Here is a 24,712-nt window from a genome sequence, read left to right on the forward strand (position 1 = left end):
GTGCCGGCCGGAGAACCGGCCGCGTGGAACCGCTTCGGCGTGCAGAAGACGTACCGCCCCCACGGCCCCGTAGTGCAAGGGCGCTGCGGGGCCGGGCGAGCCCGGGTGGGGCGGGAGGTGGGGGAGTTAGGAGTCGGCGCGGACGATGCCCTCGTCGTCTGGGGGCACGCCCTGGCACATGTGGCACAGTTCGTGGTCGCCGTCGCGGGTGACGACGGTGCCCCAGCCGAGGCACACCTCGCAGTCGTGGGCGAGGCTCAAGTCGGGACGGGGAGGGAGCGTGCTGCGGTGGGCTCCGTATGCCATAGGACGAGCGGCTCCTTGAAAGTCGCGGTTGAACACGAAGGCGCTGTAATCCGCTCTGACAACGCTGTCCGTACGACATCCATTATGTCCGCTTTATTCCCTCTGTCAGTGATGGATGTCACCGAGAGCCCACCTCTCACCCGGGATCGCCCCGGCCGGGTCACCCCAACTGGCCCAGCCGCGCCTCACGCCACAGGTCCACGCCGCCGTCCGTCGCGTACTTGTCGATCTCGGCCAGTTCCTCGGCGCCGAACCGGAGGTTCTCCAGCGCGGCGACGTTCTGCTCCAGCTGCTCGGTGCGCGAGGCCCCGATGACGAGCGACGTCACCCGCTCGTCGCGCAGCGCCCAGGCCAGCGCCATCTGTGCCAGCGTCTGACCGCGCCGCGCCGCGATGTCGTTCAGGGCGCGCAGCCGCCGCAGCATGTCGTCCGTCAGCCAGGAGGCGTCGAAGGACGTGCCGCGGGCCGCCCGCGAGTCCTGCGGCACGCCGTCCAGGTAGCGGCCGGTCAGCAGGCCCTGGGCGAGGGCGGTGAAGCCGATGACCCCGAAGCCCTCCTCCTCGGCCACGTCCAGCAGGCCCTCCGTCTCGATCCAGCGGTTGAGCATGCTGTACGACGGCTGGTGGATCAGTAGCGGGGTACCCAGCTCCCGCAGGATCGCCGTCGCCTGCCGGGTGCGCTCGGCGTCGTAGGAGGAGATGCCGACGTACAGCGCCTTGCCCTGGCGTACGGCGGTGTCGAGCGCCCCCATCGTCTCCTCCAGCGGCGTGGTCGCGTCCAGCCGGTGGGAGTAGAAGATGTCCACGTAGTCCACGCCCATGCGGCGCAGCGACTGGTCCAGCGAGGCCAGCACGTACTTCCGGGAGCCGCCGCCCTGCCCGTAGGGGCCGGGCCACATGTCCCAGCCGGCCTTGGTGGAGATCACCAGCTCGTCGCGGTACGGAGCGAGGTCCCGCTTCAGCAGCTGCCCGAAGTTCAGCTCGGCCGCGCCGTACGGCGGGCCGTAGTTGTTCGCCAGGTCGTGGTGCGTGATCCCGAGGTCGAAGGCGCGCAGCGCGATCTCGCGCTGGGTCTCGAAGGGTCGGTCGTCGCCGAAGTTGTGCCAGTAGCCCAGGGACAGGACGGGCAGGTCCAGCCCCGAGCGGCCGGTGCGCCGGTAGTGCATGGTGCCGTCGTAGCGTGCGGGGTCCGCGACGTGGGTCATCGGGTCCTCTCCGGGTGGTGCTGTTCGGGTCGCCCCTCCGTGTACGGACGGGCTCGTCCACCCTGCGCCCGCGCGCCGCGCAAGTCCAACCGCCGTACCGGATGGGATTGAGCGGTTCCGTTTCTGAATCGGCCAGGGGGGCAGGCGGTGACCGGTGACGCGACAGAAGGAGGCGCTCGTGAGCGGTGCCGGTTCGCAGGGCCGGCGGGAGAGTCGAGGCGGCCCGCGGACGCCGCAGGCCGTGGCACAGCTGCCCCGCCAGGTCAGCGAGGAACTGACCCGCAGGCTTCGCCGCAACCGGCGGGCGTTCGGCAGGGGCGACGTCGAGGTCGTCGAACCACCGCTGCTCCGGCGTGCCGTGGGTGCCTCCGCGCTCGGGAACTGCATGGAGTGGTTCGACTTCGGTGTCTACAGCTACCTCGCCGCCACCATCGGCAAGGTGTTCTTCCCCGGCGCCTCCCCGGGCGCGCAGGTCATCTCCTCCTTCGCGACCTTCGCCGCCGCCTTCGTCGTCCGGCCGCTCGGCGGCCTGGTCTTCGGGCCGCTCGGCGACCGGATCGGCCGGCAGAAGGTGCTCGCCACCACCATGATCATGATGGCGGTCGGCACCTTCGCCATCGGTGTCATCCCCGGCTACGGCACGATAGGTATCGCCGCTCCCGTGCTCCTCCTGCTGGCCCGCATGGTGCAGGGCTTCTCCACCGGCGGGGAGTACGGCGGCGCGACCACCTTCGTCTCCGAGTACTCGCCGGACCGCAGGCGCGGCTACCTCTCCAGCTGGCTCGACTTCGGCACCTTCGTCGGCTACGCCCTCGGCTCGGCCCTGGTCACCGTGCTCAACCTGGCCCTGACCGACGGTCAGATGCTGTCCTGGGGCTGGCGCATCCCGTTCCTGATCGCCGGACCGCTCGGTGTGATCGGTCTCTACATGCGGCTCAAGCTGGAGGAGTCCCCGGCCTTCCAGCAGCAGCTGGACGAACACGAGAAGGCCCTGGCGCAGAAATCGGCTCGCAGCGAGTTCAAGGACATCGTCCGCAGCCACTGGGGGGAGCTGCTCGTCTGCATGGGGCTGGTGCTGCTGTACAACGTCACCAACTACATGGTGACCGGCTATCTGCCGACCTATCAGACCGAGGTCCTGAACCGCTCCAGCGGCTCCGCCGACGTCCTGGTGCTCATCGGCATGCTGTGGATCGTCGTGCTGATCACCTTCCTCGGCCGGCTCAGTGACCGCGTCGGCCGACGGCCGGTCTACGCCGTCGCGGCCGCCGCGATGATCGTACTGGCGGTGCCCGCCTTCCTGCTGATCAAGGCGCACGGCACCTGGCCGCCGATCCTCGGCGTCCTGCTGCTCGCCACTCTGCTGGCGTGCTTCGCCGCACCGAGCGCGGCCACGCTGCCCGCCCTGTTCCCGACCGCCGTCCGCTACGCCGCGATGGGCATCGGCTTCAACGTCGCCGTCTCCGCGTTCGGCGGCACCACTCCGCTGATGACCGCCGCGCTGGTCACGGCCACCGGCGACGACCTGATGCCGGCCTACTACCTGATGCTGGCCGGGGTCATCGGACTGCTGACGGTGAAGTTCCTGCCCGAGACCGCCCAGGTGCCGCTCAAGGGTTCGCGGCCGATGGTCGGTTCGCGGGAGGAGCAGCGCGAACTGATCACAGTGTCACGGGAGTTGTACAAGTACGTGCAGCAGCGGGACGGCGTCCGGCGCATCTGAGGCGCGCCGCTCCGGTAAAGTCCTCGTTCGATCCTACGAACTTCTCGCGAGCCTGGTTACCGAGCATGGCCGTGTTTGATAGGAAACTTTCCTACCAGTGTCCGGTGCGGACCAGCACGGACCAACGACCCACCCCCCACTCCCGCTTGGAGCCCTGTGGTGAACACAGACCGCGAGACAGCAGCCCCCGCGCCCATATCCCGCCGGACCGTCGTCGCCCTCCTCGGCGCCACCGTCGCCTCCGGTGCCCTGCTCGTGTCCCAGCGCGCGACCGCCGCCCCGGCGGCGGCGTCGGGCCTCGACGACCCGGCGAAGAAGGAGATCGCCATGGAACTGGTGTCGAGCGCGGAGAACTCCTCGCTCGACTGGAAGGCCCAGTACAGGTACATCGAGGACATCGGCGACGGCCGCGGCTACACCGCCGGCATCATCGGCTTCTGTTCCGGCACCGGCGACATGCTCGACCTGGTCCAGCTCTACGCCGACCGCAAGCCCGGCAACGTCCTCGCCAAGTACCTGCCCGCCCTGCGCAAGGTCAACGGCAGCGACTCCCACAGCGGCCTCGACCCCAACTACCCCAAGGACTGGCGCAAGGCCGCCCAGGACGCCGTGTTCCAGCAGTGCCAGAACGACGAGCGCGACCGCGTCTACTTCAACCCCGCGGTCGCCCAGGGCAAGGCAGACGGCCTGCGCACCCTCGGCCAGTTCTGCTACTACGACGCCATCGTCATGCACGGCGACGGCGACGACCCGACCAGCTTCCGCAACATCCGCAAGCGCGCCCTGCGCAGTGCCAAGCCGCCGGCGCAGGGCGGCGACGAGACGACGTACCTCAACGCCTTCCTCGACGCCCGGGTGTGGGCCATGAAGCAGGAGGAGGCGCACAGCGACACCACCCGTGTCGACACCGAGCAGCGGGTCTTCCTGCGCAAGGGCAACCTCGACCTCAACACCCCGCTCGACTGGAAGGTGTACGGGGACAGTTACCACATCGGCTGACGCGCCGGTGTCACGAGGCGTGCGGCAGGTCGACGGGCGTGGGCACCTGAGGCCCCGCGCCGAGCCCGGCGGCCTGCCGCACCGTGATGCGCTGGATCACGGCGATCGCCAGGACGGCGGCCAGGAGGTCGAGGGCCTCGGCCGCCACCAGCAGGGGCAGTGAGGTGCCGTAGCCCAGGTTCATGGCGGCCAGGGTCAGCGCCGCGTGCCCGACCCAGGCCGCCCACCACACGTTCACGAGGAGGTCCCCGCGGCCCGCGTCCGCGCCGTCGGGCGCGCTCGCGCGGTGGACGTCCTGCACCAGCCCGCGAGGCACCCAGAGGTTGAACACCGGTATCAGCCAGGCCAGGACGGCCCAGGTGACGGAACCGGGAACCCGGCCGGGCGCGAGCAGTTCGGCGTTGCGCCGGCAGCGGGCGAACCACACCAGGAACAACACGATCGTCGCGATTCCCACGTCCCCGAAGATCATCGACACCCGGGCGAAATCGGAGGCCGTGGTCGTTGCCGGATGCAGCAGATGAGCACGGACCGTCAGCGCCCGGACCAGTTCGGCGACGGCCGCCACTGCCACGGCGAACTGAGCGCAACGAGCGAGGAACCAAGGAGCCTGGGCGGCGGATCCGGTCACGGTTGGAGACCTGTCTGTGGAAGGCGCCCTGCACGGCCGGCGGGGCGGCACGAAGATCGAAGGACCGGATCATAAGGCGGGGCGCACTCGCGTGTCAGGGCCCTGACGAGGAAAGATGGGCGGTGAGCGAACGATCGGATGACGCGGAGGAGCGGACTCATGCCGCACGAGCGAGCCGGCCGGCCGGCCGGTCCCGAGGACCTTGTCGACGTGGCCCGGCTGGTCACGGCGTACTACGCACTGCACCCGGACCCCGCCGACCCGGCACAGCGGGTGGCGTTCGGCACCTCCGGGCACCGGGGCTCGTCCCTGGCGACCGCCTTCAACGAGGACCACATCGCCGCCACCAGCCAGGCCATCTGCGAGTACCGCACGGCCCAGGGCACGGACGGCCCCCTGTTCCTCGGTGCCGACACCCACGCCCTGTCCGAGCCCGCCAAGGTCACGGCGCTGGAGGTGTTCGCGGCCAACGGCGTCAGCGTGCTCATCGACAACGCCGACGGCTACACGCCCACCCCCGCCGTCTCGCACGCGATCCTCGCCCACAACCGGGGTCGCGCCTCCGGTCTCGCCGACGGCGTGGTCGTCACCCCCTCCCACAACCCGCCCGCCGACGGCGGTTTCAAGTACAACCCGCCGAGCGGCGGCCCGGCGGCCTCCGACGCCACCTCCTGGATCCAGGACCGGGCCAACGAGATCATCACCGGCGGCCTGAAGGACGTACGCCGGATGCCGTACGAGCGGGCGCTCGCCGCGGAGACGACAGGGCGGTACGACTTCCTCGGCGTCTACGTCGGCGATCTGCCGAGCGTGCTGGACCTGGACGCCGTCCGCGCGGCCGGCGTGCGCATCGGCGCCGACCCGCTCGGCGGAGCCTCCGTCGCCTACTGGGGACGCATCGCCGAACAGCACGGCATCGACCTCACCGTGGTCAACCCGCACACCGACCCCACCTGGCGGTTCATGACGCTGGACTGGGACGGCCGGATCCGCATGGACTGCTCCTCGCCGTACGCGATGGCCTCCCTCATCGAGCAGCGCGACCGGTTCCGGATCGCCACCGGCAATGACGCCGACGCCGACCGGCACGGCATCGTCACCCCGGACGCGGGCCTGATGAACCCCAACCACTACCTCGCGGTCGCCATCTCCTACCTGTACCGCCACCGCGACCAGTGGCCCGCCGGCGCCGGCATCGGCAAGACGCTGGTCTCCTCCACGATGATCGACCGGGTCGCCGCCGACCTCGGCCGCCGACTGGTCGAGGTCCCGGTCGGGTTCAAGTGGTTCGTGGACGGACTGGTCGACGGTGCCATCGGGTTCGGCGGCGAGGAGTCCGCCGGCGCCTCCTTCCTGCGCCGCGACGGCTCCGTGTGGACCACCGACAAGGACGGCATCATCCTGGCCCTGCTCGCCTCCGAGATCACGGCCGTCACGGACCGGACACCGTCGGAGCACTACGCCGACCTGACGGCCCGCTTCGGCGAACCCGCCTACGCCCGTATCGACGCGCCCGCGACCCGCGAACAGAAGGCGCTGCTCGGCAAGTTGTCACCGGCCCAGGTCACCGCCGACACGCTCGCCGGAGAGGCCGTCACGGCGGTGTTGGCCGAGGCACCCGGCAACGGCGCCGCGATCGGCGGCATCAAGGTCACCACGGAGAACGCCTGGTTCGCGGCCCGTCCTTCGGGCACCGAGGACGTCTACAAGGTCTACGCCGAGTCCTTCCTCGGCCCCGACCACCTCGCCCGGGTGCAGCAGGAGGCCCAGGCGGTGGTGCTGGGGGCGCTCGGCGGCTGAGGGACGGGCGGGCGGGCCTGTGCGGCGGGCCGGACGGGCCCGGCGGGCGGGCGGGACCTACGGCAGGTGCGGCCGGCGGCGGTGCGGTACGCCGCGGTGACCCTGGCGGTGCGCCGCAGCCGGCGGGGCCCGCGGCCTGCCCCGCGCGGCACGGGGTCCGATCTGCTACGAGCTCTGCCGCTGCCAGGAGACCCGGGCCGGGCACGGCGTTCGGCCCGGCCACCGAGAGCCACCCTGCCGGGGAGTCCGGCCCGGCCGGATCAGCCGCGGCCGCGTCCCTGTTCGAGCCTGTTCAGCACCGCCTGCGCCATGGCCTGCTCTCCCTTGGCGTTGGGGTGCGCGGGGGCTGCGGGTGCGGACGGCTGGAGAGGCTCGATCCAGCGGTCCGCGGGCGCCTTGCACATGTCGTGGCCGACCGTGGGGCCGTAGGTGTTCACGTACTCGGCCCGGTTCACCCCCGCCACCAGGCGCAGCATCAGGTTCAGCCGCTTCTCGGTGTCCCGGAGGTAGGGGAAGTCCTTCTGCGCGAACGGCACCTGCGGGAAGCAGCCGCTGCCGTCGTCGGGCAGCAGGTCCGGATAACCGACGACGACCACGCGCGCGTGCGGCGCCCTCGCGTGCACGGCCCGCAGCACCCGGTCGACCTTCGGCGCGGCCTCTACGATCGCGAGGGCCAGCTGGTCGTATCCGGACGCCTCGTACGAGCGCTCGCAGGGGTTGCCCGTCGGGTCCTGGGCGGCCAGGTGGGCGCAGGTGTTGATGATCGGGCCGAAGCCGACGTCGTTGCCGCCGATCTGCACCGTCACCAGGTCCGTGTCCCGTTGCACGGCGTCGAGCTGGGGCGCGTTGGTGCCCTGCGCCTGCCACATCTCGGCCGTCGTCGCGCCGGCGCAGCTGACGTCCTTGAAGGTGCTCACCTGACGCCCGTCCGCCACCAGCGAGGGGTAATTCCGGTCGGAGCGGGCGCAGTTGGCGTCCACCTGCTGCGGGATTCCGGGGCCCGAGGTGTAGGAGTCGCCGAGGGCGACGTAGTCGATGCCGTGGCCGTGTCCCGTGGAGTGCGCGGAGGCCGGTGCCGTGGCGGCCGCGACGAGGACGCAACCGCCCAGCGCCGCCCCTACGACGGCGGTTCCCCGCCGGCCTCTCGCCCCGCCCGTCGCACCTGTGCCGTTCGCCATGGATCCTCCCCCTGAGCCCGCTCATCGCGCGGTGCCGGCACCGGAGAGCGGCCCTCGCGCGTTCGATTGAGTCTGTATACCGTCCGGTAGGTCGTGCGGACCAGAAGCGGGAAGCAACGAGTTCGGGCGCGTGGCCGCCGAGTGGCGTAGTGGTGATGCGCTGGCCGAGCGTGCGGGCCTGATGACACGTCAGCTCCGCCTTCGGATGTGGCGGCGGCCACGCACCCAAACTGATGATGCGTCAGTCGCCCAGATGCTGGCTGGCCGGCAGATCGTGTGCGCCACCTGCAAGTTCGTCGTGATTGCGGCTGCAGTACGCGGCGGGGCGTGACTGCCCAGGGGTGCCGACTGCGGAGTGCTGTGCGCTACACCATCCGGTGGCTTCTGGTCGCGTCAGCGTTATTCACGGCCCCGATTTCCAGATCATTCCACTAACGACCCATCAGGACTGACCCGACGTCAGCAAACTCTGACCCAAGTTGAGGAGAGTGGAGAGAATGACGACATCGCCGCGAAGGCGATCCGTTCTGGCGTCAGCAGCCACCATCGCTGCGCTCACCGCAGGCGCGCTGGCGATCCCGTGTGCCGCTTATGCGCAGGATCACACCACCCCGCAACCGCCCTACCCGAAGGGGCTCGGCTACCCGCTTCATCCCGAGAGACCGGAGTACCCGGTCAAGTCGGTCCATCCCGAGAAGCCGGTTCATCCCGAGCAGCCTGTTCATCCGGTGAAGCCGGTCTATCCGGAGAAGCCGGTGCACCCGGTGAAGCCTGAGTATCCGCAGCGGCCTGAGAAGCCTGTCTATCCGGTGAAGCCGGTCTACCCGGAGAAGCCGGTACGGCCGGTGAAGCCTGAGTATCCGGTGAAGCCGGTGCACCCGGTGAAGCCTGAGTATCCGCAGCGGCCGGTGAAGCCGGTCTATCCGGAGAAGCCGGTGCGGCCGGTGAAGCCTGAGTATCCGGTGAAGCCGGTGCACCCGGTGAAGCCTGAGTATCCGGTGAAGCCTGAGTATCCGCAGCGGCCGGTGAAGCCGGTCTATCCGGAGAAGCCTGTTCACCCGGTCAAGCCGACCTACCCGGAGCACCCGGTGAAGCCGGTCTATCCGGAGAAGCCGGTGCAGCCGGTGAAGCCTGAGTATCCGCAGCGGCCGGTGAAGCCGGTCTATCCGGAGAAGCCCGTGCGGCCGGTGAAGCCTGAGTATCCGGTGAAGCCTGAGTATCCGCAGCGGCCGGTGAAGCCGGTCTATCCGGAGAAGCCGGTGCAGCCGGTGAAGCCTGAGTATCCGCAGCGGCCGGTCAAGCCGGTCTATCCGGAGAAGCCTGTTCACCCGGTCAAGCCGACCTACCCGGAGCACCCGGTGAAGCCGGTCTATCCGGAGAAGCCGGTGAAGCCTGAGTATCCGCAGCGGCCGGTCAAGCCGGTCTATCCGGAGAAGCCTGTGCACCCGGTCAAGCCGACCTACCCGGAGCACCCGGTGAAGCCGACCTACCCGGAGCACCCGGTGAAGCCGACCTACCCGGAGCACCCGGTGAAGCCGGTCTACCCGGAGAAGCCGGTGCACCCGGTCAAGCCGACCTATCCGGAGAAGCCGGTGCACCCGGTGAAGCCGACCTATCCGGAGCACCCGGTGAAGCCCGTTCGGCCGTCGAAGCCGTCGGAGCCGCATCATGCTCACAAGAAGTCGGACCACGACCACGAATCGCGGGACGAGTGAGCAGCTGACACAGGACAGCTGAGGGGATCCGGGACCCCCACAGGAGATCGCTGGGCCGCCCGCTGCGGGCGGCCCAGCGGTGTGCCGGCGGAGGGGACCGGCGTCGTGGTGGCACCGGACCGACGGCCGCCCCCTCGCCCTGATGACCACCGTCTCGCCCGTCAACTGGCCGACCGCCAGGCCGAGTCAACCCTCAATCCGAGCCGGGGCGGGCGGATGACCTGCGGGAACGGTGTGAGAAGCTGCGGTGGTCAGCACGTCCGGACGACGGAGGGACATCGACGGTATGGCCGTCATCCATCACACCACGCTCAAGCCCACGAAGCTGGAGCTGCTCACCGACTGGCTGCCCTCTCGCCCCTGGTACCGCGGGGGGCCGGACACCCCGGTGCTGACCAAGTCCGGCGGTTTCCGGCTGGAGGACCCGGAGGGCGAGGTCGGCATCGAGTTCATGGTGGCCACCGACACCGACACCGACGCCGGCACCGCCACGGACATCCCCGCCGCCCAATCGACCGCGTACCTGGTCCCGTTGACCTACCGCGGCGCGCCGCTGGCGGGGGCGGAGCACGCGCTCGTCGGCACGATGGAGCACGGGGTGCTGGGCAAGCGCTGGGTCTACGACGGCTGCCACGACCCGGTGCTGGTCGCCGAGTTGCTGTCGCTGATGGAGGGCACGGCCCGGGCGCACGCCCAGAGCGTCGACGGCGCCCTGGATCCCGAGGTGGTCCGCTCCTACGCCGGCGCCCCCTTCACCCTGGACGGCTTCACCCCGGAGCCGACCGACGACCGGGAGGGCACCCGCATCCCCGCGCCGCACGGCACGGTCCTGCACGTCCACCGGGTCCTGGCCCCCGTGCCCGAGAACCCGCCGCTGCGCCCCGAGGGCGCGATCGGTCATGTGGCGCGCGCCTGGCAGGACCCGCAGGGCACCCCGCTGGCGGCGGTCTTCGTGACGCTGCGCACCGCCTGACCGGCGTTTCACACGCTCGACCCACACCGCTCATCCGCTCGACCCACACCGCTCATCGACTCACACCGCCTATCTGGCATGGTCAGGACAAATCTGTCACTCTTTCGGCAGTCCGCGCCTGGCCCCTTGAGGACGCGGCGCACCTCTCGGTGCAGCGATCGCGCAAGCCCCGTCAGCGGCCGCCCCGGCGTACCCCAGCCGCCGGTGGCCATCGAGCAGGCCGGGAATCCCGGCCTCCGCAAAGGAGTAGCGTGTGAGATCGACCCCCCACAAGGTCCTCGGCGCCGGTGCGCTCACCGTCGCCACCGTGGCCGCCCTCGTGCTCCCCGGCACGCCCGCCGCGGCCCGGCCGGCCGCGGCACCCGCCGCCTGCAGTCCGGCGCAGGTCGTCGGCAACGGCGGCTTCGAGAGCGGGACATCGCCCTGGTCGGCGTCCTCCTCCACCGTCATCACCAGCCGCTCCGGCGAGACCGCCCACAGCGGCAGTTCCTACGCCTGGCTGGACGGAGTCGGCGGCACCCACACCGACACCCTCGGTCAGAGCGTCACCATCCCCTCCGGCTGCGACGCGGCCACCCTCACCTTCTGGCTGCACATCGACACGGACGAGACGACCTCCTCCGTCGTGTACGACAAGCTCACCGCCAAGATCGGCAGCACGACGCTGGCCACCTACTCGAACCTCGACGACAACACCGGGTACGTCCGGAAGTCGATCGACGTGTCGGCGTACGCCGGGCAGACCGTCACCCTGTCCTTCACCGGGACCGAGGACTCCAGTCTCCAGACGAGCTTCGTCCTCGACGACATCGCGCTCGACACCTCGGGCGGCACCTCGCCACCGCCCGGCGACTCCACCCGCACCCCGGCCGCGCCCTCGTACACCGTGAACCTCAGCAGCGACACGAGCGGCACCGGATGGACCGGGCACGAGAGCGTGACCTTCAGCAACGCCTCCGCCACCGCGCTGAACGAGGTCTACCTGAGGCTGTGGGACAACTACCACGGCACCTGTGACGCCATGCCGATCCGGGTCACGAACGTCACCGGCGGCAGCGCGGAGGCACCCTCCGTGGCCTGCACCGCGCTGAAGATCGACCTGCCGGCCCCGCTCGCCCAGGGCCAGAGCGCCACCATCGGGTTCGACCTCGGCATCACCGTGCCCAGCGGCGCCGACCGGTTCGGCCACGACGGCGCCTACAGCTTCATCGGCAACGCCCTGCCCGTCCTGGCGGTCCGCGACGGCGCCGGCTGGCACCTCGACCCGTACACGGACAACGGCGAGTCGTTCTACTCCCTGGCCGCCGACTTCAAGGTGACTCTCGACCACCCCAGCGGCCTGCTGGTCCCGGCCAGTGGCACCTCCACCGACACGCCCGGTTCCAGCGGCCGTACGGTGACGACGGCGACGGCGTCGAAGGTCCGTGACTTCGCCTGGGCCGCCGGGCCCTTCACCAAGGTCTCCGGCACCTCGGCGGCCGGCGTCGCGGTGAACGTCTACTCGGTCTCGGGCATCAGCTCCTCCAGTGCCCAGTCCATGCTCAGCACCGCCAAGAGCGCCGTGGACGCCCACGCGGCCCGCTTCGGCGCCTACCCCTACGGCGAGCTGGACGCCGTGCTCGACAACAACTACTGGTTCGGCGGCATGGAGTACCCCGGGTTCGTCCTGGACGTGGTCAGCTCCACCGCCCTCACCCACGAGATCGGCCACCAGTGGTGGTACGGCATCGTCGGCGACGACGAGTACAACAGCCCCTGGCTGGACGAGGCGTTCACGGACTACGCCACCGACCTCGCCCTCGGCAAGACCGGCACCAACTGCTGGAACAGCGTCTCCTGGGCCTCCAGCGCCGAGAAGATCACCAACCCCATGGCCTACTGGGACGCGCATTCCTCCCGCTATTCCACCGTCGTCTACGGCTACGGCAAGTGCGCGCTGCACGACCTGCGCCGCCTCCTCGGTGACACCGCCATGACCAAGCTGCTGAAGGACTACGCGACCGCGCACTGGTACGGCGTCTCGACCACGGCCGAGTTCAAGGCCGCCGCCCAGGCCGCCACGAGCACCGACCTCACCTCCTTCTGGTCCCAGCACCGCATAGAAGGCTGACCGGACCACCCGCATGGCTCAAAATCCGGCCGCGGATTGCTTCATGGGGCGGAACCCGGAGTGCGGGACCACCCGACCACGGGTCAGATGGATTGCGTGCGAAGCCTCATCGTCCCTTTCCGCGGCCGGTCCCGCCTGTGCCTCACCGGCGCCCTGGCCGCCCTTGTCCTGTTCCTGTCCAGCCCCCCGGCCATGCCCGAACCCGGCGGGGGTGCACGCGTGCGCGGCGGCGCCTACATGGGCATCGGCGTCCTCGCCCATGACGGAGACACCGGCGCCCGTCCCCCGGCGGGCCGCGCCTCGCAGCCCGAGGGCGTCGATGTCGCCAGCCACCAACTCGACGTCGACTGGCCGACCCTGTGGAAGGACGGCACACAGTGGGCGTACACGAAGGCCACCGAGGGGACGTACTACACCAACCCCTACTTCACCCAGCAGTACAACGGCGCGTACAAGGTGGGCATGATCCGCGGTGCGTACCACTTCGCCACCCCGGACACCACCAGTGGCGTCACGCAGGCCGACTACTTCCTGGCGCACGGCGGCGGCTGGTCGAAGGACGGCAAGACCCTGCCCGGCGTGCTCGACATCGAGTGGAATCCGTACGGTGCCGCCTGCTACGGCAAGTCCAAGAGCAATATGGTCGCCTGGATCCGCGACTTCCTGAACCGCTACAAGTCGCGCACCGGCCGGGCCGCCGTCATCTACACGGCAACCAGCTGGTGGACCCAGTGCACCGGCAACTACAGCGGCTTCGCGGCGACCACTCCGCTGTGGATCGCCCGCTACGCCTCGGACCCGGGGACCCTGCCGGCCGGCTGGTCGTACCACACGATGTGGCAGTACACGTCCGCCGGCAAGACCGTCGGTGACCACGACCGCTTCAACGGCGCCCCGGACCGGCTGAAGACCTTCGCGACCGGCTGACCCCGCGCCAGGCGCCACTCCGGCCACCTCCCGCGCGCCGGACGAACCGCCGGCTGAGCGGCGGGGCCCCATCTGGGGCCCCGCCAGGGCTCCCGGCTGCGCAGCGGAGGCCATGTTGCGCGTGGCGGAGGCGAACACCAGCAGATCCACGTCGTACGGCGCCGGCCCGGCCCGCGCCCGCAATAATCGCGTTCGCTCCGAAAGGAGGGAGAGGAGGGAGGGGCCGGGCAGGCCTTGTTTCTACGGGCCGTGCGCGAAGAGCATGCGCAGCGCGAGCGCCGTCATCACGCCGCTGGACGCCAGGGCCGTGACGAGCCGCCCCCGGCTGCCGGTCAGGAGCCGGCCGAGCAGGGCTCCGCCGCCGGCCAGGAGCAGCTGCCAACTGGCCGATGCCGTAAAGGCGGCCAGGACGAACACGGCCCGTTCGAGGTGGTCCGGTGCCGCCGAGGTCTGGCTGCCCAGCACCAGGGCCGCGAAGTAGATGACGGTCACGGGGTTCAGCATCGTGACGCCCCACAGACCCAGGAAGGCCCGGGAAGGGCGCAGGGGAGTCGCGTCGGTCCGGAAGGCCGTCCGGGCCGTGCGGTAGTGGGTGATCGCCGTTGCCGCGCCGCGCACCGCCAGCACGACGAGCACCGCGCCGGCGACCCAGCGCAGGGAATGCGCGATCGGCGCGACGGCGTGCGTCAGCGCGGAACCTCCGATCACGGCGATCAGCGCGTAGAGGCCGTCCGCCGCCGCGACCCCCAGCGCGGCACACGCGCCGATCCGCAACGAGGTCCGGGCGGTCAGCGCCACCAGATACGTCCCGACGGCCCCCACCGGCACGGCGATGCCGTAGCCCGCGAGAAGCCCCGCGACCAGCGCCGCGCTCATGCGTGCACGGGCGCAGGCCTTCTCCGGCGGCCGCGCTGCTGTCGACCGCGCACCGGTCGGTCGGCGGCGGTCCACGGCAGGAAGGCGGTCAGCGAGGTCATGTGCTGATCGTGACGCCAGCGCGGCCGCCCGGACAACTCCTTTTCGCCGCCCCGCTGCGACCGCCTCGTGCCGGCCGCGGTGCGGCGTGGCGGGGCATGCCGTTGGCGGCCGGCCTGTCGTCGTGGGCCCGGGCCATGGCGCCGGCCGCGACCAGGGGGCCGCAGCCCCGCCACGAGGGCCGCCGTCCGGTCGTACTCGCCCGGGGCCGGGTTCCAGCCGGGGATCACCAGGTCGGGGGCGTGCCGGTCGGACACGGCGGAGAGGCCGAAGGCCACCGCGCACTGGAGATGCGGGGACTCCGAGGAGCGGGAGGAGACGTCCCTAAGGCACGGTTACTCCTTGGGAGGGGGCGTGACGGCGGCTCAGCGCACACCGCGGATGGGCAGGATGGCGAGGGCGCCGAGCAGCGACAGCGCGCCGCCGAACAGGAACAGCGGGGTGTAGCCGCCGAGCGCGGTGACCACGGCCGAGGCGACGAACGGCGCTACGATCTGCGGCCCGGCGTTGGCGATGTTCAGCACGCCCAGATCACGTGCGGCGTCCTCGGCGCGGGGGAGCACGAGGGTGACGACGGCGGTGTCCACGGCCATGAAGCACCCGAACGCCAGCCCGTTGAGGGCGCTGAAGACGAGCATGCCCGGCCAGGTCGGTGCGACCACGGGCACCGCCATGACGACGCCCGCCAGCGCCGCCGAGACGCCGACGAACACCTTGCGCCGGTTCCAGCGGTCCGACAGCAGCCCGCCGACCAGCGTGGAGACGGCCATCGCCGCCATCGACACCGGAGTGAGGACGGCCATGGCGTCCGCCGCGCTCAGTCCCCTCGGCAGCGTGATGTGGTCGTCGAGGATGTACAACTGGTAGCCGACGACGGAGAAGTAGCCCAGCACCATCAGGGCGCGGCCGACGAAGGCCCAGCGGAAGTCACGGCTGCTCAGCGCCGACAGGAAGACCGCCGCGCGCCGGCGCCGGGGCAGAGCCGGTGCGGGTTCGGCATCCTGGTCCCGCGGCACGTCCCGGCACAGCGCCGTCAGCAGCACTGCCGCCGTTGCCGCCACGAGTCCCAGTGCCAGGTAGCCCGCGGAGAGATGCCCGGCGGTCCTCGAGGCGATGAGGACGCCCAGCGTGCCGCCCACCGGCAGGGCCAGCCCCACCAGGGCGGAGGCCGTGCCGCGCCGGGCCGGCGGGATCCGGTCGGGCACGATGGCGGTGACGGCGGCCTGGTAGACGTTCATGGTCGCCTGGACCAGGCACCAACCGATGCCCGCCAGCAGCGCCGTGCGCACGTTGCCGAGGAAGGCGAGCCCGGCCAGTGAGGCCAGCGCTCCGCCGAGCACCCAGGGGTTGCGCCGCCCCGAACGGTCCGAGAGCGCGCCGGCGACCGGATTGCAGGCGGTCGCGAACACCGAGCCGACCCCGCCGATCAGGCCCAGCAGCGCCACTTTGTGGTGCGCGTCGATCGCGGCGACCTGGGTGGGCAACAGGACGGACCCCACCCCCAGATACACCGCGTACATCGACGCGTTGGCGACGAGCAGCAGCGTCATCAGCCCCCGCTGCCGGGACTCGGGTGCGGTCGGCACGGTGGCGGGCGGGAGGTCTTCGGTCGGCACAGGCATGGCGACTCCTGGGAGGAAGGCAAGCAGCGGGGAAGCGGGACCGGGTTACTTACACGAGTAACCAAGAAGGGTGGTCCTTGTGTAGCAGCCGGTTGCGGGGTTGAACAGGGGTCTGAGTCAGGCAAGCCGGTTCGTCACTTGACGCGTGTAACCTGAAGGCACGCGAAACGGGAGTGGAAGGGAACCATGGCGAGGAAAGCGGCCGCGGCCGTCACCAGCGCCGATGTCGCCCGGCTGGCGGGCGTCTCGCGGGCCACGGTCTCCTTCGTGCTGAACAACACCCAGGCGCACCGCGTCAGCGAGGCGACCCGCGCGAAGGTCCTCGCCGCCGCGGACACCCTCGGCTACGTGCCGCACGCGGCGGCCCGCTCCCTGCGCGCGGGCCGCAACAACCTGGTGCTGATCCCGGCCGCAGTGTCCGCGATGGGCCGCCTGGTCAGCGGCTGGACGGACGACCTGCACACGGAGCTGGAGCGGTACGGCTACACGGCGGTCCTGCACGCCGGCCGGTTCTCCGACCCCGGCACCGCGGCCCGCGCCTGGGCCGAACTGCGCCCCGGCGCGGTACTGGCGCTGGACGGCACGAGCCTCGACGGGGCCGCCGTGAACGTGCTGCGGCGCGCCGGTGTCCGGGCCCTGATGGCCCTCGCGCCGCAGCCGGTCGAGGGCGTGTGCACGGTCGTGTTCGACGACCGACGGGTGGGCGTGCTGGCGGCCGAACACCTCGTCGCGCAGGGGCGGCGGCGCATCGGCGTCGTCATGCCCCGCGAACGCGGCCTCGCCGCCTTCGCCGAGCCCCGCCTGGCCGGTGCGCGGAGCGTGGCCGCCCGGACGACGGCGACCGTGGCGCGGGTGGACATGGAGTACACGCACGCGTCCGCCGCCGAACTGGCGAACGGCTGGGCGGAGCGCGGTCTGGACGGCGTCTTCGCCTACAACGACGAGTACGCGGCGCTGCTGCTGGCCGTGCTGCGGGACGCGGGGGTCGGCGTTCCCGGTGACGTCGCCGTCGTAGGCTGCGACGACCTCGTGACAGCGGCCCTGCAGCGCCCCGCGCTCACGACGATCCGGCTGGAGGTGCCCTCCGCCGCGCGGGTGGCCGCGGCGCTGCACGACTTGATCGAGACCGGCACCGCGGCACCCCTGCCGGCGGTCGAGCCGGTGCTCGTGCGCCGCGAGTCGGCCTGACGGCAGCGGCCTTCGGGGAGGACCTGAGGAAGTCAGGCGGTCAGGTGGCCGTGCAGGAAGTCCACGCTGTGCGCCACGATCGCAGGCACCTCCGTGGAGCCGAGGAAGATGTGGTCGGCACCCTCGACCGGCCGCAGCGTGACGTCACCGCCCGCGTCCCGGAGCGCCCGCGCCAGCGCCTCGCTCTGGCCGTAGGGCACGACCTGGTCCTCGCGGCCGTGGATCAGCAGGAACGGGGGTGCGCCGCGCTCCGCCGCGTACGTCACGGGGCTCGCGAGGCGCGCCCGCTCCCGGCGTTCGGTCTCCGGCCCGCCGAGCAGGGTGTGGACGGGGTTCGGGTACGGCGGTTCGCCGGGCAGGGACGGCATGGAGTGCGCCAGGAGCGGTTCGAGGTCGGAGACGCCGTACCAGTCGACGACGGCCCGCACCCGGCTGTCCCCCTCCGGCACGCCCTCCACGCCTTCGAGGCCGGTGCCGTGTGCGTCGGCGCGGACCAGTCCGGCCAGTGCGGCGAGGTGTCCACCGGCGGACTCGCCCCAGGCGCCGATCCGTTCGGGGTCGATGCCGAGGGCCGCGGCGTGGTGCCGTACGTACCGGATGGCGGCCTTGACGTCGTGCAACTGGGCGGGGAAGGGCGCCTCGAGGCTGTGCCGGTAGTCGATGCCCACCAGTGCCAGACCGGCCCCGAGGACAGCCCCGTGCAGCAGCTCCACCGGCACCGTCGGCGGCGGATAGCGCCGGTCGCCCTCCAGCCAGCCGCCGCCGTGGATCCACACGACGGCCGGTACGGGCCCTGCGGTGTGCGGTACATGGACGTCCAGCAGGCGCGGCCGGTAGCCCGGCGAGGTCGCGTAGGTCAGCCCGTGGAAACGGCGCACACCGTCGGCGCCGGTCACAGCGGGGGTGGGGGCGTGGAACGGGGGCGGCGGCCAGCCCGTGTCGAGCTGGGCGGGGGCGGTCGAGGTCATGGCGGGGCCTTCCGTCGTCGGCCGGAACGGTGCGCCGGGGCGCGGAGTCGTCGGCGCAGCGAGATGTTACACGTGTAACCACCCACTGGCGAGGGTTCTCGACGGCCGCGCGGCGCGGCGTGCCGGGGCCTGAGGGGGAGGTCGGGGCCGAGTGTCGGGGACGGGTCAGGTGTCCACCGGGTCAGGCCACGTGTCGTCCGCCCTCCAGGGTCGGCGCGTCGCCGGTCGTGTACGCGGCCCGGGCCGGACTGGCCACGGCCTCGGCCACGTCCAGCGGTGAACCGACGCCGCGCAGCGGGGCGTTGGCGCTGATCCAGGCACAGGAGTTCTCCCACACCTCCTCGGCCCGGTCGTACCAGGGTGTCTCGATGAGGCCCGGCGCGACCGCGTTCACCCGGATCTCCGGGCCCAGCTGGGTGGCGAGCAGACGGGGCAGGTGGTTGGAGGGTGGCCTTGCTCACGGACCCGCCGGGCGTACGCCGGGTCGGCGACATCGCCCTGCACGTGAACCGCGTCGGGCAGTCCGGCCGCGAGGGCCGTGCGAGGTGCGCGCCGGGCTGGGGCTCGTCGGCGACCGCTACTTCAACCGGCCCGCCCACCGCAACGCCTCGATCACCCTCATGGCCGTCGAACGGCTTCCGCGGCCGGGTACGCACCCGGCGGACCTGCTGTGCACCCGGCGCCACGTCCTGCTGCGCGGGACCGACGTCGACGCCTACACCGGCGCGACCGTCTTCCTCGACTGCGGCACCGGCACCGGCCCCGTGGACCTCGCGGTGCGCAGCACCGCCCGGCCCTGCGCCCGGCTGGACACCACCCTCGGCCCCGGGGCGCAGCGCGCGCTGCCCGGCGGCGGGGGAGTGCGCTGCCGGCCGCTGACCGACGGCACCCTCACCGTCGGCCCGGCCCTGTTCGGGGTGCGCGATCCGGGCCGCACCGCTGCCTGCTGAGCCGGCGGTGCCCGAACCGCCTACCGTGAGGACAGGGGGCCGACTCGGACAAGGAACGTTATGGACCTCCAGCTCACGGACAATGTCGCTGTCGTCACGGGCGCGAGCAAGGGCATCGGCCTCGCCATCGCCGACGCCTTCGCCCGCGAGGGCGTACACGTCGTCGCCGGCAGCCGGGGCATCACCCCGGAACTCGAAGGGCTGCACGAGAAGTACGGCGTCACCGCGGTCCCGGTCGACCTGGCCACCGCGGACGGACCCCACACACTCGTCCGGCTCGCGGTGGAGCAGTACGGCAGGATCGGCATCCTGGTCAACAACCTGGGTGCCGCTACGCCCCGGCAGAGCTTCCTGGACATCGACGACGCCGAATGGCAACGCATCTTCGACCTCACCCTGTTCAGCGCGGTCCGGACCAGCCGCGCGGCGCTTCCCCACCTGCTGGACGCGGACGGCGGTTCCATCATCAACATCAGCTCCATCAACGCGCGCCTGCCCTTTCCCGCAGTCGTGGACTACTCCGCGGCGAAGGCCGGGCTGACCAGCCTGACCAAGTCGCTGTCCGAGGAGTTCGCACCGCGGGGCGTCCGGGTCAACGCGATCGCCCCGGGGCCGGTTCGCACTCCGTTCTGGACCGCCCCGGGTGGCTTCGCCGACGCCATGGCGGCCCAGGCCGGCACCACCGCGCAGGAAGCGATCGATGTCGTCGTGCCGCAGAGCATGGGCATCTCCACCGGGCGGGTCACCGAAGCGCACGAAGTCGCCGACCTGGCTCTCTTCCTCGCCTCCCCACTGGCGGGCAACATCACGGGAGCCGAGTTCACCATCGACGGCGGCCAGGTCAAGACGGTGTGATCCCCGTTTCCGCCCACCCGGCCGACCGGCCCGCCCACCCCGGCCGACCGGCCCGCCCACCCGGCCGACCGGCCCGCCCACCCGGCCCGGCGCCCGGCGGGCGGCCTCGCCGTTCGGTGACCGGGCCCGGTCAGGTGCCGGAGACGACCAGCTGATCGGCCAGCCGGTGGGCCTGGGCGAGCAGGGCGCCGTACGTGGCGAGCTCGTCGGGGTCGTCCCTCGTGCCACCGACCAGGTGCCGGCGCAGATCGTCCAGCGTCGCGCGCAACCGGGCCACGGCCGCGCGCAGCCGGTCCTCGTGCCCGTCGGACTCGTCGCCGAACCGGCTGTGGCTGTAGAGCCGCAGCGCGTGTGCCGTGCGGCGCAGGAACTCGGCGTAGCGGTGGGCGAGTTCGGGATGCGGCCGGGGTGCCGCCCGGTCCGCCGTGGCGGCCTCCAGCACCGTGCGGGTCACGCCCGCCGTGTGCACGGCCGCGTAGTCCAGCACCAGGAGCGCGTCGTCGTACCCCTTGCCGGGCGGTGGCCCGGCGCCGGTGCGCCGGCGGCGCAGGTTGCCGCGCAGGCTCTCCCGGCTCCACTCGACCGAGGAGCGGGCCTGCTCCACGAGCCGGCGCAGCCGCAGGGCCCGCTCGTGCCGGGCGCCGGCCTCCTCGGCGTCCCAGCGTCCCTCGGTCAGCCCCTCGGCGACGTCCCGCAGGATGTCGTGGGCCTCCTCGGTCGCGCCCTTCAGCACGGCCCGGCTGTCCCGCAGGTACAGCGGTGGCCGCACCAGCGCGTTGACGGCGATGCCGACCACGGCTCCGAACAGGGCCTCGGCGAGCCGGGCCGCGGAGGTGGCGACGGTGACGGAGCCGCCGGTCAGGACGAAGAGGGCGCCGGTGGCCGCGTAGATGCCCTGGCTGCCCAGGCGCCGCCACTGGCCGAGCAGCATCGCCAGGGGCAGGACGACGGCCATCGCGGCCATCGAGTCGCGCAGCGGCAGCGCCACCGCGGTGGCCACGACCGTGCCGGCCGCGATCGCCGCGAGCTGCTGCAGCCCGTGCGCGATGGACCGGAACACGGTCGACTCCACCAGGACCACCGCCACCCAGGGCGCGACGAACGCCATCGGAGCGTGCAGCCACCAGCCCGCCACCGCCCAGGCCAGCCACGCGGCCAGGGCCGCCTTCACCGCCTGGGCGGCCAGATCGCGCTCCCGGCACGGTCCGGCCCAGGCCCGGGCCACACCGCGCGCCGCGACCGTCACCTCATGCCACAGTGCCTGCCACGTCACGCGCATGCTCCGCGCACCGCCCCGGACACGGCTGCGCACCGTTCGCCTGCATCGCATACCACCCGGGTGACCAACGGCCCATCCCCTACGCGCCTTCCCCGCCCATAGGCCCTGGCCACAGGCGCGACGGCCGCGGTCCGCCCGCGCCGCAGCGGGCGGTACGCGGGCTGGGGGAGGTGCGTTAGAGGATGGGCCGTTGGTCAGCCCAGGTGAGGTGGTGTCCAGTCGGCGTGCCGGAGGATCGCTCGTGTCGTCAGCCGGGACGGGACGACCCGCAGCGCGGTGTTGCGCAGGGCCACGGCCAGTGGATGGGACAGTCGCTGGCCCATCCGGCCCGCCTGCCGGGCCGCGCGGGAGACCGCCTGCGAGCGCGGGCGGCGCTCGGCGTCGTACCGGGCCAGGGCGGAGGCTACGGAGGGCTCCGCGGTGAGCGCGGCGGCGAGCGTGACCGCGTCCTCCAGGGCCTGGCAGGCGCCCTGGCCGAGATTCGGTGTCATGGCGTGCGCGGCGTCGCCGAGGAGCGCCACCCGGCCCGCGACGAACGACCGCAGGGGAGTTGCCAGTTCGTGGATGTCGTGGTGGAGCACGGCCTCCGGCCGGGTCGCGTCCAGAAGGGCGGGGATCGGTTCGTGCCAGCCGTCGAAGCGGCGGCGCAGCATGCCGAGCGGGTCGGCGTGGCGCACCCCGGGTGCAGCGGTGAGCACCGCGTGCCATTCGGCCCGGCCGTCGCGGAAGCCGATGTGGCCGAACTCCGCCCCCTCGCCCCAGGTCAGTTCGAAGTCGGTGGGCAGATCCAGCGGCCCGTCGGTCACGGCCCGCAGGACCGCCGAGCCGGCGTACACCGGGCCGGGATGATCGGGGAACAGCAGTCCGCGCAGCCGGCTGCCCACCCCGTCGGCCGCGACGACCAGGTCGGCGTCCAGAACCCGGGCCCCGGCCGGCACTCCCACCCGGCCGGGGGCCGAGCGGTCCAGCGCGGGCACGGTGACGCCGACCAGCAGGCTCTCGGCCGGCAGGGCCTCGCGCACCAGGCGGTGCAGGACCGCGCGCCGGATCCCGACGATCGGCGTGCCCAGCGCGCGTTCGAGGGCGGCACCGTCCATCCGCGCCAGCCATCGGCCGTCGGGGGCGCGGGTGCCGCCGGTGTACTGCGGGCGTGCCGCGTCGCGTACGGCAGTGCCGACGCCGAGGGCGTCCAGGGCGCGCAGGCCGTTGGCGTGCAGCGAGATGCCCGCCCCCGCGTCGGCGAGGGTGCCGGCCCGCTCCACGACCCGTACGTCCCAGCCGATCCGGCTGAGGCCGATCGCCGCCGCCAGCCCGCCGATGCCACCGCCGACCACCACCGCCGTACCGCCCATGTCGGACCCCCTTCGACCTCGGTTCGCACGGTACTTCTACAGGTGTAGAAGTACCGGCGAAGACCCTACAGCGGCGTTCTACGGCTGTAGAAGCAGGGGTGTAGAAAGTGAGGGTGTCCACAGACCGACGTACTCTCCTCGCCGACGCGGCCATCGGCGTCCTCGCCGACGCCGGAATGCGGGGGCTGACCCATCGCGCGGTGGACCGGGCGGCACAGCTGCCGCCCGGCACCACGTCCGCCTACTACCGCACCCGTCAGGCCCTGCTCACCGCGCTGGTCCGGCGCCTGGTGGCGCTCGACCAGGCCGAGCTGCAGGAGATCGGGGCGCGGACGCCGCCGTTGCGGTCCGCCGGTGAAGTGGTCCGCGGGCTCGTCGCGTTCACGGCGGCGAGACTCACCGGGGACGGACGCAGACGCTCCCTGGCGCGCTACGCGTGCGCCGTCGAGAGCGCCCGTCATCCCGAACTGCGCGAGATCCTGGTGCCGCGCGAGAACCTGGCGCGGCAGGCGTTGTGCGACTTCCTCGCCGCGCAGGGCGTGGCCGACCCGGAGGAACGCACGGTGACGCTGCTGACCTGCGTGGACGGCCTGGTCTTCGACCGGCTGGTGAACGGCGGGAGCGTGGCGGAGGAGGAGCTCCGCGGACTGGTGACGGCGGCCCTGCGCTGAGCGGTACGACGACGGGGCGCCGGTGGTGCGTACCTGTTCCCATCGGCGCCGTGTCCCTTGGGATGCACGGCAGTTGACGGTGGTCAGGGCTCACGGCGGCACCGCACGCAGTGCGCGCAGCACCGCCCAGATCACCGACACCAGCGGCACGGCCACCACGGCACCGATCACCCCGGCGAGGATGCTGCCGGCGATCACCGACACCGCCACGACGAGCGGGTGCAGCCGTACCGCCCAGCTCATGACCAGCGGATGCAGCACATGCCCTTCCAGCTGGCCGATCACGACGATCAACGCCAGCACGGCCAGTGCCGTCAGCGGTCCCCGCCCGGCGAGCGCGACGATGGTGGCGACGGCGAGCGCGACCGGCGAGCCCACCAGTGGCACGAACGCGGCGAAGAACTCCAGCAGCGTCAGCGGCAGCGCGAGCGGCACGCGCAGCACGAGCAGCGCGATTCCGACGAGTACGGCGTTGGTCGCGGCCACGATGATGATGCCGCGCGTGTACCCGGCGAAGGCCCGCCAGGCTGCCCACCCCGCCCGGTCCCACGCCGGACGGGCGCCGGCCGGCAGCAGCTGGTCGCGGATCCAGCGCCACTGGCGTTCACCGGAGTGGATGAAGAACACCGAGGCGAACAGCGCGAGCGCGCCGCCGGTGACCAGCTCGACCACGCGGCTCAGCCCGCTGACGGCACGGCTGAGCAGGCTGGACCGGTGCGCGGCCAGGTAGTGCGTCACCTGGTTCTCCAGCTCGGACAGCCGGCTGGGACTCAGCCGGAACGGCGGCCGCTGGAGCCACTGCTCGATGCGGTGGACGCCGCCCCGGAACTCACCCGTCAGCCTGGCCGACTCGCCCGCCACGGCGTTGCCGACGAGGGCGAGCAGGGCCAGCAGGAGCAGGATGCTGCCGACCAGCGCCACGGCGACGGACAGCGGCCGCGGCAGGACCCTCGCGAGCAGGTCCGTCAGCGGGCGCAGGACGGAGGTGACGACCAGCGCGAGGAACAGGGCCACGGCCACGAGCTGAAAGCTGCCGAGGATGCTGAAGACGCCGTAGACGACGATCCCGACGAGGATGAGCCGCCAGGCGTAGGCCGCCCCGACCCGCAGCCACGGCACCGTCCGCTCGGCCGCCGGCACCGGCTCGGTGCGCGGGACGGCCGGGAGCCGCACGGTGTACGCCGGCCGGCTGCCCAGCACCCGCATCCTGCGGCGCAGGCCGCCCGGCCCGGCCGCCCGCCGACGCGCATCGCCCACCACCGCTTCCGGCTCCTCTCCGTCACCCC

At 72.2% G+C, this 24,712-nt stretch carries 22 protein-coding genes; 11 read left to right on the forward strand and 11 right to left on the reverse strand.

Annotation, left to right across the window (positions count from 1 at the left end):
* Nucleotides 1-126: 126 nt before the first annotated feature.
* Nucleotides 127-306 carry a hypothetical protein gene (locus LMU33_RS21260; protein ID WP_228622087.1) on the reverse strand — a complete coding sequence of 60 codons (180 nt, stop codon included), beginning with the start codon at nt 304-306 and terminating at the stop codon, nt 127-129.
* A gap of 160 nt (nt 307-466) precedes the next feature.
* Nucleotides 467-1,510 carry an L-glyceraldehyde 3-phosphate reductase gene (gene mgrA / locus LMU33_RS21265; protein ID WP_228622088.1) on the reverse strand — a complete coding sequence of 348 codons (1,044 nt, stop codon included), beginning with the start codon at nt 1,508-1,510 and terminating at the stop codon, nt 467-469.
* 178 nt (nt 1,511-1,688) lie between these two features.
* Here mgrA and LMU33_RS21270 point away from each other — a divergent pair, with 178 nt between their 5' ends.
* Nucleotides 1,689-3,233: an MFS transporter gene (locus LMU33_RS21270; protein WP_372478039.1), complete on the forward strand. Its 1,545-nt coding sequence runs from the start codon at nt 1,689-1,691 to the stop codon at nt 3,231-3,233.
* A 156-nt stretch (nt 3,234-3,389) separates the two neighbouring features.
* Nucleotides 3,390-4,232 (forward strand): chitosanase, encoded by an 843-nt coding sequence (locus LMU33_RS21275; RefSeq protein ID WP_228622089.1) that lies wholly within the window; start codon nt 3,390-3,392, stop codon nt 4,230-4,232.
* 10 nt (nt 4,233-4,242) lie between these two features.
* On the opposite strand, the gene LMU33_RS21280 is transcribed toward LMU33_RS21275, so the two are convergent.
* Nucleotides 4,243-4,863 (reverse strand): DUF4328 domain-containing protein, encoded by a 621-nt coding sequence (locus tag LMU33_RS21280; protein WP_228622090.1) that lies wholly within the window; start codon nt 4,861-4,863, stop codon nt 4,243-4,245.
* Between the two features lie 159 nt (nt 4,864-5,022).
* Between LMU33_RS21280 and pgm the strand changes: the two genes are divergently transcribed.
* Nucleotides 5,023-6,663, forward strand: a complete 1,641-nt coding sequence (gene pgm / locus LMU33_RS21285; RefSeq protein ID WP_228622091.1) for a phosphoglucomutase (alpha-D-glucose-1,6-bisphosphate-dependent) — start codon at nt 5,023-5,025, stop codon at nt 6,661-6,663.
* Between the two features lie 260 nt (nt 6,664-6,923).
* On the opposite strand, the gene LMU33_RS21290 is transcribed toward pgm, so the two are convergent.
* Complete coding sequence (locus tag LMU33_RS21290; RefSeq protein WP_228622092.1) at nt 6,924-7,841, reverse strand: SGNH/GDSL hydrolase family protein; 918 nt, start codon at nt 7,839-7,841, stop codon at nt 6,924-6,926.
* A gap of 497 nt (nt 7,842-8,338) precedes the next feature.
* On the opposite strand from LMU33_RS21290, the gene LMU33_RS21295 reads away from it, so the two are divergent.
* The 4 genes from LMU33_RS21295 to LMU33_RS21310 all read left to right on the forward strand — a co-directional run bounded on the left by LMU33_RS21295 (nt 8,339) and on the right by LMU33_RS21310 (nt 13,566).
* Complete coding sequence (locus LMU33_RS21295; RefSeq protein ID WP_228622093.1) at nt 8,339-9,556, forward strand: hypothetical protein; 1,218 nt, start codon at nt 8,339-8,341, stop codon at nt 9,554-9,556.
* 286 nt (nt 9,557-9,842) lie between these two features.
* A complete protein-coding gene (locus LMU33_RS21300; RefSeq protein WP_228622094.1) occupies nt 9,843-10,529 on the forward strand; it encodes a maltokinase N-terminal cap-like domain-containing protein in 687 nt (228 codons plus the stop codon).
* Between the two features lie 253 nt (nt 10,530-10,782).
* Nucleotides 10,783-12,639, forward strand: a complete 1,857-nt coding sequence (locus tag LMU33_RS21305; RefSeq protein ID WP_228622095.1) for a M1 family aminopeptidase — start codon at nt 10,783-10,785, stop codon at nt 12,637-12,639.
* A gap of 87 nt (nt 12,640-12,726) precedes the next feature.
* Nucleotides 12,727-13,566: a lysozyme gene (locus LMU33_RS21310; RefSeq protein WP_228622096.1), complete on the forward strand. Its 840-nt coding sequence runs from the start codon at nt 12,727-12,729 to the stop codon at nt 13,564-13,566.
* A 240-nt stretch (nt 13,567-13,806) separates the two neighbouring features.
* On the opposite strand, the gene LMU33_RS21315 is transcribed toward LMU33_RS21310, so the two are convergent.
* Entirely contained in the window at nt 13,807-14,442 is a 636-nt protein-coding gene (locus tag LMU33_RS21315) for a LysE family transporter (protein WP_228622097.1), read from the reverse strand.
* 464 nt (nt 14,443-14,906) lie between these two features.
* Nucleotides 14,907-16,163, reverse strand: coding sequence for an MFS transporter (locus tag LMU33_RS21320; RefSeq protein ID WP_228622098.1), 1,257 nt, complete (start codon nt 16,161-16,163; stop codon nt 14,907-14,909).
* 186 nt (nt 16,164-16,349) lie between these two features.
* On the opposite strand from LMU33_RS21320, the gene LMU33_RS21325 reads away from it, so the two are divergent.
* Nucleotides 16,350-17,351, forward strand: coding sequence for a LacI family DNA-binding transcriptional regulator (locus LMU33_RS21325; RefSeq protein ID WP_228622099.1), 1,002 nt, complete (start codon nt 16,350-16,352; stop codon nt 17,349-17,351).
* Between the two features lie 32 nt (nt 17,352-17,383).
* On the opposite strand, the gene LMU33_RS21330 is transcribed toward LMU33_RS21325, so the two are convergent.
* Nucleotides 17,384-18,319: an alpha/beta hydrolase gene (locus LMU33_RS21330; RefSeq protein ID WP_228622100.1), complete on the reverse strand. Its 936-nt coding sequence runs from the start codon at nt 18,317-18,319 to the stop codon at nt 17,384-17,386.
* 181 nt (nt 18,320-18,500) lie between these two features.
* Nucleotides 18,501-18,755 (reverse strand): SDR family oxidoreductase, encoded by a 255-nt coding sequence (locus LMU33_RS21335; RefSeq protein ID WP_228622289.1) that lies wholly within the window; start codon nt 18,753-18,755, stop codon nt 18,501-18,503.
* Between the two features lie 109 nt (nt 18,756-18,864).
* On the opposite strand from LMU33_RS21335, the gene LMU33_RS21340 reads away from it, so the two are divergent.
* Together LMU33_RS21340 and LMU33_RS21345 are read left to right on the forward strand one after the other, a co-directional pair.
* Nucleotides 18,865-19,269, forward strand: a complete 405-nt coding sequence (locus LMU33_RS21340) for a molybdenum cofactor biosysynthesis protein (protein ID WP_228622101.1) — start codon at nt 18,865-18,867, stop codon at nt 19,267-19,269.
* Nucleotides 19,270-19,329: 60 nt separating this feature from the next.
* On the forward strand, nt 19,330-20,124 hold the full coding sequence (locus tag LMU33_RS21345) for an SDR family NAD(P)-dependent oxidoreductase (RefSeq protein WP_228622102.1): 795 nt from the start codon (nt 19,330-19,332) through the stop codon (nt 20,122-20,124).
* Between the two features lie 130 nt (nt 20,125-20,254).
* On the opposite strand, the gene LMU33_RS21350 is transcribed toward LMU33_RS21345, so the two are convergent.
* Together LMU33_RS21350 and LMU33_RS21355 are read right to left on the reverse strand one after the other, a co-directional pair.
* Nucleotides 20,255-21,403 (reverse strand): FUSC family protein, encoded by a 1,149-nt coding sequence (locus LMU33_RS21350; RefSeq protein ID WP_372478040.1) that lies wholly within the window; start codon nt 21,401-21,403, stop codon nt 20,255-20,257.
* Nucleotides 21,404-21,597: 194 nt separating this feature from the next.
* Nucleotides 21,598-22,755 carry an FAD-dependent monooxygenase gene (locus LMU33_RS21355; protein ID WP_228622104.1) on the reverse strand — a complete coding sequence of 386 codons (1,158 nt, stop codon included), beginning with the start codon at nt 22,753-22,755 and terminating at the stop codon, nt 21,598-21,600.
* A gap of 113 nt (nt 22,756-22,868) precedes the next feature.
* On the opposite strand from LMU33_RS21355, the gene LMU33_RS21360 reads away from it, so the two are divergent.
* On the forward strand, nt 22,869-23,426 hold the full coding sequence (locus tag LMU33_RS21360) for a TetR/AcrR family transcriptional regulator (protein WP_228622105.1): 558 nt from the start codon (nt 22,869-22,871) through the stop codon (nt 23,424-23,426).
* Nucleotides 23,427-23,516: 90 nt separating this feature from the next.
* Here LMU33_RS21360 and LMU33_RS21365 read toward each other — a convergent pair whose 3' ends face one another.
* A complete protein-coding gene (locus tag LMU33_RS21365) occupies nt 23,517-24,632 on the reverse strand; it encodes an AI-2E family transporter (RefSeq protein WP_228622290.1) in 1,116 nt (371 codons plus the stop codon).
* Nucleotides 24,633-24,712: the final 80 nt, after the last annotated feature.

It is taken from the genome of Streptomyces barringtoniae (assembly GCF_020819595.1).
Lineage (GTDB): Bacteria > Actinomycetota > Actinomycetes > Streptomycetales > Streptomycetaceae > Streptomyces > Streptomyces barringtoniae.